Genomic DNA, 14,687 nt, shown 5'->3' on the forward strand with positions numbered 1-14,687 from the left:
GCGCGCAGTGCGGGGCTTGCTTCGATGCGTGCCCGGTTGGCTTCGATATCCTTGACCAGCGAGCGCGAGACCGGCACACCAAGGCGGGCATATTGTTCTGCCGCACTGATCAGGGATCCCCACTGCAAACGGCCATAGCGTGCGCTTAGCGCATACAGGCCGCGCGGGACCGCTGGAATGGTCGTGGGCGTCTGGTCGGAGCCAGTGCGTGTCCCCGGGCGCGGCCAGAAATCAAGAACTTCGACTTTTTGCGTCGCACGATCATGCACAACGCAAACACCGCCGCCACCGATTCCGGCAACCGAGGGTTTGGTCACGGTCATCGTCGCGTAAAGCGCAACAGCAGCATCAGCCGCCGTTCCACCGGCAGACAAAACATCACGCGCATTGCGAACTGCCCGTGGTTCATCGGCAACAACGCCGCCGAAATAGCCAGAGACTGCCCCTATTTGACCAATATTTTCTGTTTCATTAGCACTACATGCGGCAAGACCGGCAGCCATTGCGATTGCGACCGCGATCCGCCATGATGGCTTGCGCGTCGGCACGGCACCGACTTCAGTCGAACGAAAATATGGAACGCACATTTTGCTCAGACGCATTATTACTCTCACTGCCATTTTCCTTGTTGCCCTGCCTAGCACGGTTTTCGCACAGGGTCGTTCTTTTATCCGCGATACAGAGATCGAAGAAACCCTCCGGATGTATGCCACGCCCATTTTCAGGGCAGCTGGCCTCGATCCGAATGGCGTATCCATTTATATCGTTTCCGACAACAGCTTGAACGCATTTGTTGCCGGGGGCCAAAAGCTTTTTATCAATACTGGGCTGTTGTTAAAAGCAGAGACTCCCGAACAGGTTATCGGCGTTATCGCCCACGAGACGGGCCACATATCCGGTGGCCATCTTTCGCGCGTCCATGACCAGCTGCGCAATGCGTCGGCAATTTCGATCCTGTCGACAATCGCTGGTGTTGCAGCCGGTGTCGCGGCGGGTCGTTCCGACGTTGGAACGGCCGCAATTCTTGGCGGTCAGAATGTGGCAACCCGTAACTTTCTTGCCTATTCGCGAACGCAGGAAAGCAGTGCAGACCAAGCCGGCGTGAAATACTTGACCGAAGCCGGTATTTCATCGCGCGGGATGCTTGAATTCATGCAGACCCTTGAAGGTCAGGAATTGCTGAGCACATCCAGCCAGGACCCTTATCTGCGAAGCCACCCGCTTACGATTGAGCGTATTGATTTCCTTGAAAACTATGTATCGAACTCGTCGCTCAAGGAAGCCAAGGTCAGCCCGGAACTCTATGAACGCCATGCCCGCATGCGTGCCAAGCTGTTTGCCTTTACCAGTCACATTCAAAATACCATGCGCACCTATCCCGAAAGTGACAACAGCATTTCTGCGCGCTATGCCCGCGCGATTGCCTATTACCGGGATTCGCAACTTGATCCGGCACTGGAACTGATTGACGGCCTGATTGCCGAGGAACCGTCCAATGCCTATTTTGAAGAGCTGAAAGGCCAGATTCTTCTGGAATTCGGCCGCGCCCGCGAGGCCATTCCCCCGCTGCAAAAATCAGTAGAGCTATCGAACGGCGCGCCGTTGATCCGGCTCCTGCTGGCCCATGCGATGATTGAAACCGGCGATGAGGCATATCTTGCCCCTGCCAAGGAAAACCTGATCGGCGCCTTGTCGCGTGAGCGCGGCAACGCTTCTGCTTGGCGGTTCCGGGCAATCGTCGAAAACCGTTTGGGCAATGAAGGTGAAGCATCACTTTCGCAAGCAGAATACAGCCTTCTGACCGGTGACAGACAAGCAGCAAGCTATCACGCTGTTCAGGCAGACCGGAAACTTGATAAGGGCACCGCTGCCTGGTTACGTGCGCAAGATATTCTGCAGGCCACCAACCCTGAGGGCATCCCGGGCAAGGAAAAAGCCAATTGAGGACGCCTGACACCCTGCCCGCCAGTTTGCGCAACACCCAAACATTTCCCGGTGCGCGACGCCTTAAATCTTTGATGATGGTGCTGGGGCTGCTGGGATCTGTGGGGCTGGCTGGCTGTACCCTTCCGGGTGCGGGTGTGGATGTCAGTGGCGACCTGAAACTGCTCTATGCGCCATTTTCGCTAAGCAATCCACCACGATACTGGCAGGTTCAACAGCCTCAGGACAGCAACCCGGCACCCCTTGAATGGGAAGACAAGGACGGTCGCATCGCCCTTGCTGCCCGACCGGGACTTGGCGCATTCGAGATCGGCCGTCGGACCAATGTCATCGTTTTGGCCTCCCCGTTTTTGTCATTTGACTGGCAATTCAACAGTGCAGCCCAGGTGGGCGATGTTGAGCTTGTCCTTGGCTTCAGACGTCAGACGCAAGGAAGCTGGACTGAAAGCGACCTTGGATCGGGCAAACCGACGATGGATCAGGAAGTCCGAATTGCAGTTGGACAATATTCCGTGCGCTACGGCGAATGGCACCGCGAGTATTTTGATCTGTCGACATTGTATCGCCGTTATTGGCCAGATACGGCTGCCGATGAAGTTCGCCTTGTCTGGATCGGGCTTGTCTCAGGTCAGGAGCATGTCGCAAGCGAGAACAGTGTCACACATCTAACGCATATTTTACTTTCCCGTTAGCGACCAGATCACGTATCAACAACCATCAATTGCAATTCGGGTCAGGACCATAAAGTCACCGACTGACCAAAACAAAAGGACGCCCTATGAGTTCCCATTTCACAAAGCGTTTTATTGCAGGCACCGCACTGGGTTTCGGCATGCTGTTTGGTTCCCACGCGGCACTGGCGCAAGATGCGCTTAGCACCGAACAGAAGATCGAGATCGAAGGCGTTATCGAACAGTATCTGCTTGAGAACCCGGACGTTCTTTTGCGCGCTATTCAAAACGTGCAGACATGGCAGGCCAGCGAACAGGCCCGCCAGCAAGCAGAAGCCATCACGCCGGTCTGGGATGCACTGGTTGCGGACAGTTCCGTTCCCTCTGTCGGTCCGGTCGATGCCCCGGTAACCGTGATCGAATTCTTTGATTACCATTGTGGCTATTGCAAACGCGCCTTTGATGGTGTGAAGGAAATTGCCGAAAACAGTGATGGCAAGGTCCGCACCATCTTTGTCGAATTCCCGATCCTGCGCGAAGAAAGCGGTCTTGCGGCACGTGCAGCACTGGCTGCTGCCAAGCAGGGCAAATACATGGAAACACACGAAGCCTTCATGACCAGCCGCGGCCTTCTTGATCAGGCCCGCATCAATGAACTGGCGGCTAGCGTCGGTGTTGATGTTGACCAGATGCTTGAAGATATGAAAGCCCCCGAAATCACCGGCATGATCGCGCAATACGCGGCCATGGCCCGAGCCGTCGGCATTTCAGGAACACCTGCCTTCCTGATCAATGGCACGATGGTTTCCGGTGCTGACATGGATCGCGTCAACGCACTGGTCGATGCCGGATTGAAGGAAGCATCCTGATCAGGGATCGCTACTGAAATACAAACTGCCTACTTTTGCAGTTTGGTCGTTTCGAAGTTTTACCAAAAACACAAAGGGCCGTTTCAATATCGAAACGGCCCTTTTGCATTAAGTGTTGCAGCGATCAAGTCGCCTGATAATCCCGGCTAGATAATTCCGGCCAGTGGCGAGGACGGATCGGCATATTTCTTTTTGGGCATGCGTCCGGCAAGGAAGGACTCACGCCCGGCAATGATGGCATGCTTCATTGCGCGCGCCATGCGGATCGGGTCTTTTGCCCCGGCGATGGCGGTATTCATCAAAACACCATCGCAGCCAAGCTCCATGGCAACCGCCGCATCCGAAGCAGTCCCGACCCCGGCATCAACCAGCACCGGCACATTGGCGTTTTCCTTGATCAACGCAATATTGACCGGATTGAGGATCCCCATGCCCGACCCGATCAGCGAGCCCAGCGGCATGATCGCACAACATCCCATGTCTTCGAGCATCTTGGCCTGAATGGGATCGTCGCTGCAGTAAACCATGACATCAAAGCCGTCCTTGATCAGGGCGTCGGCAGCTTTGAGCGTTTCGGGCATATTGGGATAAAGTGTGGCCTGATCGCCAAGCACCTCAAGCTTCACCAGATTCCAGCCGCCAGCTTCACGTGCAAGGCGCAGGGTGCGCACCGCATCGTCCGCGGTAAAGCAGCCAGCAGTGTTGGGCAGATAGGTGTATTTCTTCGGATCGACATAATCGACAAGCATCGGCTGATTTGGATCCGTCAGGTTTACGCGGCGGACGGCAACCGTCACGATTTCAGCACCTGATGCTTCAATCGCAATTTTGGTTTCTTCGAAATCCTTGTATTTGCCCGTTCCGACCAGCAAACGCGAAGAGAATTTCTTGCCTGCAACGACAAAGCCGTCATCGTCGGCAGCCGCCAGTCCGGCCTCATGTGAACCGCCACCGATGAAGTGGACGATCTCAAACTTGTCACCGTCGGCAAGCGGGGTTTCGCCATAGGCAGTCTTGGGAACGATTTCCAGATTGCGCTCAACCGCGACCTTTGTCTGGGCGATTCCCAGTTCGCCAAGAAGTTCGGCAACGTTTTCGGCATTGTCGATGGTGCGGTCTTCGCCGTTAATCGTCAGACGCATCTTTTCGCTTCATCCCTTTGGTATCAAAATCTTCACAATTGCCGCGCAGTATGCGCAGCACGTCCGCCTTAGGCAAGCTGTCTTGCATGGCTTTTCGCCATTGAGTGTCAGGCCACCGGTCTTTTCCGGGCATATGCGACCGGAATAAAGCATTGAGGCCACACCGCAATGGCGACTGCAAAGTTGCGTCAGACTTTAGTCATGTTATAAACGCAACTCCAAATGTTGGGCATGCTGGTCGCTGTCGCTTCGCAGTTCAGACGCTGATTTGACAGTCGAAACAGGTTGCGGGCAGATATGCGACAGATGGTCCGAAGCAAGAATGGAAGTGAACGAGTTGACTGGTTTTAGACAAAACCGACAAGAAGACTCTGGCATTCTTGGTAATGCTAAGGCATATACGCACACATCGGTTGCGATCCTTGATGCTTTCGCCAAATCGACCACGGCGAAACTCGGGATTCATCTGTCCAACATTCAAAAGCGGAATGCATTCAGACACGACACTTACGTCTCGAAAGCTTTACACGGCATGATCTATGGCTTTGGCTCCCGGAGCAACAATGACGCCCTGGATGCCATGCGCGGATTGATCCACACACCATCATAAAGATATCGAAATGAGCAAGTTCAACATCGACAATGACGCCATTCGCCAGCTCGCAGAGCTGCTGGACGACACCAATCTGACCGAAATTGAAGTTGCCGCAGGTGACAACCGTATTCGCGTCGCCCGTCAGGGCACCATGGTTGCTGCTGCGCCGGCACACACGGCTGCGGCACCGGCTACTGCCGCACCGGCAGATGCAGGTGCGCATCCGGGCGCTGTCAAGTCGCCGATGGTCGGCGTTGTTTACTTCGCACCGGAACCGGGCGCTGCACCGTTCATCTCGGTCGGCTCCAGCGTAAGCGAAGGCCAGACCCTGATGCTGATCGAGGCTATGAAAACCTTCAACCCGATCCGCGCACCGAAATCGGGCAAGGTCACCCAGATTATCGCGACCGACGGCCACCCGGTCGAATATGACGAGCCGCTGGTCATTATTGAATAAGTCGGGGTATCAACCGCATGTTCGACAAAATCCTGATTGCCAACCGTGGTGAGATCGCGCTGCGTATTCAGCGCGCCTGCCGCGAAATGGGCATCAAAACTGTCGCGGTGCATTCCACTGCTGATGCAGACGCCATGCATGTGCGTCTGGCCGACGAATCGGTTTGCATCGGCCCGGCAGCATCCAAAGACAGCTATCTGAATATTCCGGCCATTCTTTCGGCGGCTGAAATCACCGGGGCCGAGGCCATCCATCCGGGTTATGGCTTCCTTTCGGAAAGTGCTGATTTTGCTTCCATGGTCGAAGAGCACGGCTTTGCCTTCATCGGCCCGACGCCGGAACATATCCGCACCATGGGTGACAAGATCACGGCAAAACAAACTGCCGAAAAGCTTGGTATTCCATGCGTTCCCGGGTCTGATGGTGAAATCACCACCGTTGACGAAGCCCGCAAATGCGCCAAGGAGATCGGCTATCCGGTCCTGATCAAGGCTTCAGGCGGCGGCGGTGGTCGCGGCATGAAAGTCGTTGAGCGCGAAGAGGATCTTGCCGAGGCATTTTCCATGACCCGTAAGGAAGCATTGCAGAACTTTGGCAATGCCGCCGTTTACATGGAAAAGTATCTTGGCAAACCGCGCCACATCGAACTGCAGGTCATTGGTGACATGCATGGTAACGCCGTTCACCTGTTTGAACGCGATTGCTCCTTGCAGCGTCGTCACCAGAAAGTGCTTGAAGAGGCTCCGTCTCCGACCCTGACGCCGGAAGAACGCGAACGGATCGGCTCCACGGTTGCCAATGCCATGATTGGCATGGGGTATCGCAATGCCGGCACGATCGAGTTCCTTTATGAAAATGGCGAGTTCTATTTCATTGAAATGAACACCCGCCTTCAGGTGGAACACCCGGTCACCGAAATGATTTCCGGTGTTGACCTTGTACGTGAACAGATCCGGGTTGCGGCCGGTCTTGAACTGTCCTTCAAACAGGAAGACCTTGAAATTCATGGTCACGCCATTGAATGCCGCATCAATGCCGAAGACCCGCAGACCTTTGTTCCGTCACCGGGCAAGATCAAGGAATACCATGCGCCGGGCGGGCTGGGCGTACGTGTTGATAGCGGTATCTATACCGGCTATTCGATCCCGCCCTATTATGACAGCATGATCGCCAAACTGATTGTCCATGGCCGGGATCGTGAAGAATGCATGATGCGCCTGCGCCGTGCGCTGGCTGAATATGCGATTGGTGGTATCAAGACCACCATTCCGCTGCATCAAACCCTTCTTGCCAACCCGGACATCCAGAAAGGGGATTACGACATCCACTGGCTGGAAAAGTTCATGGGCATGAATAAAACCCTGTAATCAGTGTTTTGGCAGATTTCAAACGGGAACCTTCGGGTTCCCGTTTTTTTGTCTGATGTGCTCATCAAACTGTTAATCTGACTTCCCTATAATCCGGGATGGGTTCAGACTGGGCCGTGTGACGACCTTGTCGGAACCGGCCGGGTAACTCATATGTAAACAGACACCAGACACACAGGAACAGAGCAATTATCACTGCGATCATGTCAAACCAGCTGACCCCTGATCTTTTGATCCGAGCCTATTCCGTCGGCCTGTTCCCTATGGCCGAAAGCCACGACGATCCAACGCTTTACTGGATTGATCCGGAATGGCGCGGCATCCTGCCGCTTGACGGGTTTCATGTCCCGCGCAGCCTGCGCAAGGCCGTGCGCAAGGGCACTTATAAAATCCATGTCGACCGTGCCTTCCCGGATGTAATTCGCGCCTGTGCAGAACCCACCGATACCCGCGACGACACATGGATCAACAGCAACATCCTTGATGCCTATTGCGCGCTTCACAAGATGGGCTGCGCCCATTCAATCGAAGCATGGAAAGACGGGGAACTGGTTGGTGGTTTGTATGGCGTTAGTCTGGGAAAGGCATTTTTTGGTGAAAGCATGTTTTCGCGTGCAACCAACGCCTCAAAGGTGGCATTGGTCCATCTGGTTGCGCTGATGCGCCAAGGTGGCTACAGCCTGCTTGATACGCAATTTGTAAATGATCACCTCAAGCAGTTCGGGGTCGAGGAAATCCCGCGCGAACGTTATCGCAACGAACTGGCAAAGGCCCTGACGGGACGCGCAAAACTTCCGTTTGAAGTTGACCCGGAAATCCTTGAAGAAACACTGACGGGCGACCATCGTTCGCTTGGTTCCACGCCCTGAATTCAAAACCCGAAGATACCCCCCACCAGAACGAGTCCACCAATGCAAATCCGCCCTGCTACCCAAGACGACATCCCTGCCGTTCTTGATATCGTCGCCCCGATCCTGCGCGCTGGCGACACCTATGCCATTGATACCGACATGACCGATGACGACGTGATCGCCTACTGGATGGGCAAGGACAAGGTTACGCTGGTGGCGGAAGAAGACGGCGCGGTCGTTGGCACCTATTACATCCGCCAGAACCAGGGCGGCGGTGGATCGCATGTTTGTAATTGCGGCTATATGACCGCACCGGCAGCAAGTGGGCGCGGCATTGCACGACGCATGTGTGAAGATTCGCTCCTGCGTGCCAAGGATTTGGGGTACCGTGCGATGCAGTTCAACTTCGTGATCGCCAGCAATGCTGCTGCTGTTCACCTGTGGCCGCAACTGGGCTTTGAGATTGTCGGTCGTCTGCCAGGTGCCTTCATGCACCCGACCCTGGGTGAAACCGACGCACTGGTAATGTATCGCAAGCTCTAGGCTGGAAAATTTCCGAAAAACAAAAAGGGCGGGAACCTTCTGGCCCCCGCCCTTTGATCATTTGAAAACCGTGTCTGTTCGGATCAGAACAGGAAGCGGACACGAAGCGTGCCTTCGATCCCAGAGAGTTCCTTGCGAACTCCCTCGCCCGGTTTGATTTCCTCGTCGACCTCGACCACCACATAACCAACGCCACCTTCGGAACGCAGGTACTGGCCGCTGATGTTGATGCCACGACGGGCAAACACATCGTTGATTTTCAGCAGCACACCCGGCACGTTGCGGTGAATGTGCATGAAGCGGGTATGGGTGCGATCCTTGACCGGCAGCGACACTTCCGGGAAGTTCACGGCACCAAGGGTCGAACCGTTATCGGAATAGGTGATCAGTTTGTCGGCTACCTCGATCCCGATATTTTCCTGTGCTTCCTGGGTAGAACCACCGATATGCGGGGTCAGGATGACGTTGCTCATGCCGCGCAGCGGGCTTTCGAACTGCTCGTCCTTGCCTGCGGGTTCAACCGGGAACACGTCAATCGCTGCACCTTCCAGATGACCGCTTTCAAGCGCAGCAGCCAGATCTTCGATCACGATGACATTGCCGCGTGCGGCATTGATCAAATGCGCACCTTTTTTCATCTTGGCGAGCTCAGCCGCCGTGATCATGTTCTTGGTCTGATCGTTGGCCGGAACGTGCAGGGAAACCACATCGGACTTCTCAAGCAGTTCATCCATCGAAGAACAGGAATTGGCATTCCCCATGGCCAGTTTGTTGACCACGTCAAAGTAAATCACGTTCATGCCAAGCGATTCCGCAAGCACCGAAAGCTGCGAACCGATGTGGCCATAGCCGATAATACCCAAAGTCTTGCCGCGCGCCTCGTATGAGCCATGGGCATTTTTCAGCCAGTCGCCTTCATGGGCGGCAGCGTTACGCTTGGGAATACCACGCAGCAGCATGATGATCTGTCCCAGCACCAGTTCGGCCACCGAACGGGTATTGGAATACGGCGCGTTAAACACCGGAATGCCGCGCATCGCCGCAGCCTGCAGATCCACCTGATTGGTACCGATGCAGAAACAGCCGATCGAAGTCAGCTTGGATGCAGCATCAATAACGTCTTCGGTCAGTTTGGTGCGGGAACGAATGCCCAAAAAGTGCGCTTCGGAGACAACGGACTTCAGTTCGTCGGCATCAAGCGCAGCAGGGTAATGGTCGACATTAGAGTAGCCGGCCTCTTTGAACATCTTTACAGCGTTTTCATGGATTCCTTCGAGCAGGACAACCTTGATCTTGTCCTTCTCCAACGAAAGTTTGCTGTTCACGGCGCACCATCCTTTTCTTCGCGAGGGCGACACGGGAAAATTCCCGAGCCGTTTTATGTCTTCAAACCGTTTCCAAACGGTCTGTGGCACAATGAAATAGGACCTAGAGGCGCTTCCGTCAAAGGCTTTCCCTTGCGTAAATGTGCATTGCGCCTATCTTCTGAACGCATATACCAGCTATTGCGTATAAGATTCAGGCCCCTTGGATGGGTCGATGACATCCATTTGAACCCGCTTCGGGAAGCATGTTTTGCCTGTCGAAATCAGAACCGTCACCGATATTCATCAAATCGGACAAACAAACTGGGACAAGTGCGCCGGGGCCGACAACCCTTTTGTCAGCTTTGCGTTCTTGTCGGCAATGGAAGACAGCGGCTCTACCTCAGCCGAAACCGGCTGGCAGCCCTTCCATTTGGTCGCCGAGGACGACACAGGTGCGGTAATCGGCATTGTGCCGCTTTACGTGAAGGCCCATTCGTATGGCGAATATGTTTTCGACTGGGCGTGGGCGGAAGCTTATGAACGGGCCGGCGGGCGATACTATCCGAAGCTGCAATCAGCTGTTCCATTCTCTCCCGTGCCTGGTCCACGGCTGCTTGTTGCCAACGACCAGCCCGATCCCGGTGCTGTACGCAATGCCTTGATCAACGGCCTGACGATTTTGCCGGAAAAGCTGGGCATGGCTACCTTGCATGTCACATTTTGCAGCGAAGATGAAAGCAAGCAAATGGCGCAAGCAGGTTTTCTGGGGCGCATCGGCATGCAGTATCATTGGCGCAACCGCGACTATCAGAATTTCGATGATTTTCTGGGTGCCCTTAATTCGCGAAAACGCAAGAACCTGCGCAAGGAACGCAAACAGGTTCTTGAGGCCGGGTACAGCTTTAAGGCGCTGCGTGGTGATGACCTGAAAGCCCATCATTGGGACCGGTTTTATCACTTTTATCACGACACAACTGACCGCAAATGGGGTCAGGCTTACCTCACCCGTGATTTCTTTGACCTGCTTCATGATCGCATGCGTGATCGCACTGTGCTGGTCTGTGCGTTCAATGACGGTGAAATGGTTGCCGGGGCCCTGAACATGATCGGTTCGGAAACGCTTTACGGGCGCAACTGGGGAACAGTGGACCGTACCCCGCTTCTGCATTTCGAAACCTGTTACTATCAAGCAATCGATATCGCAATTGAACATGGCCTGAAAACGGTCGAAGCCGGCGCGCAGGGCGAACATAAAATTCAGCGCGGCTACGAACCGGTGATCACCCATTCAGCCCACCTGATTGCCGATCCGGGATTGAAGCGGGCTGTTGCACAATTTTTGACCCAGGAAAAGGATCATATTGCCCAGGATCGCGCATATATCCTGTCCGAACACAGCCCCTACCGGCAAGACAACCCGGCGCCAAAGACCTGAGGCAAACAACCCGCATAAAAAAAGCGCGGGGAAATCCCCGCGCCCTCTTCAATGACATACGCAGAATGTCAAACGGCCCTGACGTCATCAAGGAAGCCATTGACGTGACTACGCAATTCGTCGTTCGCGGCAGCCAATCGACCAACACTGTCAAGCTGGCCGTTGGATAGATCACCACTTTCTGTGGTGGCCGTTGCAACACTTTTGACAGCATTCGAAATCGCAACGTTACCGTTCGCCGCACCTTCGACGCTGCGTGATATTTCTTCGGTCGCAGCGCCCTGCTCTTCCACTGCACTGGCGACGACAGCCATCAGTTCGTCAATTTTATTGATGGTATCGGCAAAGCCACGCACAGCCTCGGAAGCAGCACCGGTTTCACTTTGCATCTCGGCAATTTTCGCCGTGATCTGCTCAGTTGCTTTCACGGTTTGCGAAGCCAGGTTTTTAACTTCACCGGCCACAACGGCAAAGCCTTTACCCGCTTCACCGGCACGGGCCGATTCAATGGTCGCATTCAAAGCCAAGAGATTGGTTTGATCAGCAATATCACTGATCAGGTTGACAACTTCACCAACACTGTGTGCTGCGTCATTGAGTTTGTCGACACGCTCGTTTGTGCGTTCGGTCTCGCCAACGGCAATCTGGGTAATCTCGGTGACGCGTGCAATCTGTGACGAGATTTCCGAAATCGAGGCTGACAACTGTGCGGTTGCAGACGCCACGGTTTCAATATTCGATGAGGACTCCTGAGCCTGTTCGGCAACGTCCTGAGCATCCTGGTTGGCGCGTTGAGCATGCGAGGTCAGCGTTTCAGATGCCGAACGAACATCATCAAGTGCTGCATTCACTGCCTGCAGAACATCCTGGATCTTTTCATCAAAGCCCTTGGTGAGGGTTCCCATTTTCTTACTGCGTTCAACCTGACGCTGGGCTTCGATTTTTTCCTGCTCAGCCATACGTGCACGTTCGCGGGCATTTTCCCGGAACACTTCAAGCGACTTGGCCATCGCCCCCACTTCATCGGTACGCTTCATATCAAGCGTTTCGATATCAAGGTTGCCAGAGGCAAGGCTGCTCATGGCTTCGGTCATTTTGCGGATCGGCGTTGCAATCATGCGTGAAAGAGTTCCGCCAAACAGCACGGCCATGGCGATCAGAAGGATCACCCCGACACCCAGCGTAATCTGGAAGATGCGCATTGCCTGTGCGACTTCGGCCTCAACATCAAGAACCAGTTGATCAATGCTTTTCGCAAGTTCACCAGCGATGATCGTGATCTTGTCGGCCACTTCACGCGGTTCACCGGATGCCTCGATCGCGCGGGCATGGTTAACCGTCAGATAATGCCGCATCAATTCCGACTGCTCGGCAGCGATTTCTTCCCAACGGTCAATTGCGGCGTCCATGTCTTCGATCAGGGCCGCAACTTCCGGGTTGATGACTTCGTAGGCCTTCAGAACATCCGTCTGACTGTCGATTTCCTCAAGAGAGGATTCGTAGCCAGCAAGACCGGCACGATCACCTGTCGTCAGAAAATAGATAAGTTCCTGACGCGCAACCAAATAAGCGCGATCAAGGTCGCGGTAATCGCGTTCAAATTCGGAAAGGTAGTCGCGCTGCTCATTCGCGCTGTTGACTTTCATGGTCGCAAATACACCCGCGCCAGCGACCATCAGGATCACAGCGATCATAACAGTGAAGCATGTGACCAATTTGGCGGGGATAGAGAGGTTCTTGAAAAATCTCATCGTATTTCTCCCTACAGACCGCGGCGACGCGCGAGCTCGTTCAGATTGACCTCAACGGTCACAGCGCCAATGGGCTGGCGATCAGAATTGCTCATCGTCATGTTCAACTGCGTACGCCATGAGTCAGAGCCCTCGTTATATTCCGCCTCGTCGATAAAGACGGCATCGGGACCATTCGGGAACGTGTTCTGGAACTTTGCCTCGTCCCCCTGCCAGAAGTCAGAGGTAATAGAACTTTGACCAACATTCAGGCCGACGGAATCCATAACGAAGATTTCGGCAAACAACCCGCCGGAGCGGGCTTGTATTTGGGTCAAATAGCTGGAAAGCGGATTGGTCAGGATCGCCGCAACCAGAGGCTGGTCTTCAGCCTCGCGTTCGGCACGCCACTGTTGGTCTGCGGCATCAATCTGGTCCTGTGTCATATCCTTGCGCAGCTTGTTTTGCGACGTAATCGAAAGTGACACAACCGGATTAGCCAACCATTCGCGAATGTCCTGGATCAATTCATCCGTAATGAGCGCATTGGGGTCCCCCGGCAACTCTGCCTTGGCAAAAGCGGCATGCGGCAGCGCGAACGTTATCGCTGCAAGCATCCCGGCCAAAGCCACACCACTCTTGGATATCATTCGTTTCACTCCCCAGTCTATGCCATCGGCAACAGCAAACTACCTGTTAGTATAGTAAGTTATACTAAGGGCGCACTCCAAATACAACCTTTTTTAGAAACCAAGGTAAAATGGAGCCGCAAGAGATGAGCTTCCACATTTTCCATATGTGAATTGTGCGCGCAGAAACAACATTTCGGCGTGAATTTGCTGGGAAGTGGATGTCGGGACTTCAGGCAAGAAAAAAGCGGCGGTATAACACCGCCGCTGAGTTTGGTTGGGACACGAGCAAACTGCAGAAGATTACGTTGTTCCAGGCGCGAAACGCGCCCCTGCAAAGAACAACTGTCCACGAACAACTAAGCAGGAAGCGTGCCAACTTTATAAAACCCCGAAAAACCGAGACTTTTTTAAGAAATTCACGCCCACCTACAAACAGTGGCAGCAGGATAGCGCACAATCTTTGCATTTCAAAATGCAAAGATTGCAAAATGCGAAAAGCAATCTTTGCATTTTGCGAAAACGCGCTAGTACTTTAGAAAATGGCGTTATTTCAATTCGTGAGAAAGCACACTTACCTTGTGCGTTTCTTCTTTTTTCGCCCGCTGAAGTTGAGAAGAGCTGGCGCTTTTTCGATAATCTCTTCGAGAATCGATTTTGCTGTATCCAGGTCTTCCTTGGCGGAGGCGTCGAGCTGACTGATATACCGTGGATCAGAAATCATACGCTCCGCTTCATAAAGCGTACGCAATTCGCTTTGGAACATCTCGCGCGCCCCAAGAGGCAGGTTTTCCTTGGCACTCATGATAAAGAAGAACTTCAAGCTGGTTTTAATCACAATCCGAAGCATCAGAACCTGCAGTTTGTGGAACTGCTCTTCGAGTTCTTCTTTCTTTGGGTGGCTTTCAAGCTTGTTGAGCCGCTCCATGATTACCAGAGAAAGCGCCTTGAAATTATCAACCTCCTCACGAAACGGGCGATAACCGGTAACATCCGACTTACCGGCATGCTTTTCCAATTCATCAGCCAAAGCGATCAGTTTGCGCGCACGCAATTCAAGCCGGGAGAGGAACTCCTCGACTTCGTTTCTGTATTTTCGTTGTGCAGCTTGGCTCATAATATTCTGGCATTCTTGAAATGAAGGTGC

General features: G+C 53.9%; 15 protein-coding genes and 1 pseudogene. 9 read left to right on the top strand and 7 right to left on the bottom strand.

Annotated elements, in window-relative coordinates; all coding sequences use genetic code 11:
• On the bottom strand, positions 1-602 hold a 602-nt coding region (locus B2R48_RS07730; protein ID WP_296999270.1), incomplete at its 3' end, for a gamma-glutamyltransferase.
• Here B2R48_RS07730 and B2R48_RS07735 point away from each other — a divergent pair.
• The 3 genes from B2R48_RS07735 (at position 589) to B2R48_RS07745 (ending at position 3,484) form a co-directional block, all read left to right on the top strand.
• Positions 589-1,944 (top strand): M48 family metalloprotease, encoded by a 1,356-nt coding sequence (locus B2R48_RS07735; protein WP_296999271.1) that lies wholly within the window; start codon positions 589-591, stop codon positions 1,942-1,944. The two genes, B2R48_RS07730 and B2R48_RS07735, sit on opposite strands and share 14 nt — an antisense overlap.
• A complete protein-coding gene (locus B2R48_RS07740; RefSeq protein WP_296999272.1) occupies positions 1,941-2,636 on the top strand; it encodes a hypothetical protein in 696 nt (231 codons plus the stop codon). The genes B2R48_RS07735 and B2R48_RS07740 overlap by 4 nt, the downstream gene beginning before the upstream one ends.
• Positions 2,637-2,722: 86 nt before the next feature.
• The gene (locus tag B2R48_RS07745) at positions 2,723-3,484 is read left to right on the top strand and encodes a DsbA family protein (RefSeq protein ID WP_296999273.1); all 762 of its coding nucleotides are present in this window, start codon (positions 2,723-2,725) and stop codon (positions 3,482-3,484) included.
• Positions 3,485-3,630: 146 nt separating this feature from the next.
• On the opposite strand, the gene B2R48_RS07750 is transcribed toward B2R48_RS07745, so the two are convergent.
• Both B2R48_RS07750 and thiS read right to left on the bottom strand, forming a co-directional pair.
• Positions 3,631-4,413: a thiazole synthase gene (locus tag B2R48_RS07750; RefSeq protein WP_232310731.1), complete on the bottom strand. Its 783-nt coding sequence runs from the start codon at positions 4,411-4,413 to the stop codon at positions 3,631-3,633.
• A 27-nt stretch (positions 4,414-4,440) separates the two neighbouring features.
• A pseudogene (gene thiS / locus B2R48_RS20355) lies at positions 4,441-4,626 on the bottom strand (sulfur carrier protein ThiS); the annotation flags it as partial.
• 322 nt (positions 4,627-4,948) lie between these two features.
• On the opposite strand from thiS, the gene B2R48_RS07755 reads away from it, so the two are divergent.
• From B2R48_RS07755 to B2R48_RS07775, 5 genes are all read left to right on the top strand, one after another.
• Positions 4,949-5,236 carry a type II 3-dehydroquinate dehydratase gene (locus B2R48_RS07755; protein WP_062957423.1) on the top strand — a complete coding sequence of 96 codons (288 nt, stop codon included), beginning with the start codon at positions 4,949-4,951 and terminating at the stop codon, positions 5,234-5,236.
• A 10-nt stretch (positions 5,237-5,246) separates the two neighbouring features.
• The gene (locus B2R48_RS07760; protein WP_296999275.1) at positions 5,247-5,678 is read left to right on the top strand and encodes an acetyl-CoA carboxylase biotin carboxyl carrier protein; all 432 of its coding nucleotides are present in this window, start codon (positions 5,247-5,249) and stop codon (positions 5,676-5,678) included.
• A gap of 17 nt (positions 5,679-5,695) precedes the next feature.
• Complete coding sequence (gene accC / locus B2R48_RS07765) at positions 5,696-7,045, top strand: acetyl-CoA carboxylase biotin carboxylase subunit (protein ID WP_062957425.1); 1,350 nt, start codon at positions 5,696-5,698, stop codon at positions 7,043-7,045.
• A gap of 203 nt (positions 7,046-7,248) precedes the next feature.
• Positions 7,249-7,914 (top strand): leucyl/phenylalanyl-tRNA--protein transferase, encoded by a 666-nt coding sequence (aat, locus tag B2R48_RS07770; protein ID WP_213474474.1) that lies wholly within the window; start codon positions 7,249-7,251, stop codon positions 7,912-7,914.
• A 42-nt stretch (positions 7,915-7,956) separates the two neighbouring features.
• A complete protein-coding gene (locus B2R48_RS07775) occupies positions 7,957-8,439 on the top strand; it encodes a GNAT family N-acetyltransferase (RefSeq protein WP_062957427.1) in 483 nt (160 codons plus the stop codon).
• An 83-nt stretch (positions 8,440-8,522) separates the two neighbouring features.
• Here the strand turns inward: B2R48_RS07775 and serA are convergent, their stop codons facing one another.
• Positions 8,523-9,764 carry a phosphoglycerate dehydrogenase gene (serA, locus tag B2R48_RS07780; RefSeq protein ID WP_296999276.1) on the bottom strand — a complete coding sequence of 414 codons (1,242 nt, stop codon included), beginning with the start codon at positions 9,762-9,764 and terminating at the stop codon, positions 8,523-8,525.
• 250 nt (positions 9,765-10,014) lie between these two features.
• Between serA and B2R48_RS07785 the strand changes: the two genes are divergently transcribed.
• The gene (locus tag B2R48_RS07785; protein ID WP_296999277.1) at positions 10,015-11,181 is read left to right on the top strand and encodes a GNAT family N-acetyltransferase; all 1,167 of its coding nucleotides are present in this window, start codon (positions 10,015-10,017) and stop codon (positions 11,179-11,181) included.
• A 68-nt stretch (positions 11,182-11,249) separates the two neighbouring features.
• Here the strand turns inward: B2R48_RS07785 and B2R48_RS07790 are convergent, their stop codons facing one another.
• The 3 genes from B2R48_RS07790 to B2R48_RS07800 form a co-directional block, all read right to left on the bottom strand.
• Positions 11,250-12,932, bottom strand: coding sequence for a methyl-accepting chemotaxis protein (locus tag B2R48_RS07790; protein ID WP_296999278.1), 1,683 nt, complete (start codon positions 12,930-12,932; stop codon positions 11,250-11,252).
• A gap of 11 nt (positions 12,933-12,943) precedes the next feature.
• Complete coding sequence (locus B2R48_RS07795; RefSeq protein ID WP_062957431.1) at positions 12,944-13,561, bottom strand: hypothetical protein; 618 nt, start codon at positions 13,559-13,561, stop codon at positions 12,944-12,946.
• 553 nt (positions 13,562-14,114) lie between these two features.
• Complete coding sequence (locus tag B2R48_RS07800) at positions 14,115-14,657, bottom strand: hypothetical protein (RefSeq protein ID WP_213474470.1); 543 nt, start codon at positions 14,655-14,657, stop codon at positions 14,115-14,117.
• Positions 14,658-14,687: the final 30 nt, after the last annotated feature.

The organism is Thalassospira sp. UBA848 (assembly GCF_002295455.1).
Taxonomy (GTDB): domain Bacteria; phylum Pseudomonadota; class Alphaproteobacteria; order Rhodospirillales; family Thalassospiraceae; genus Thalassospira.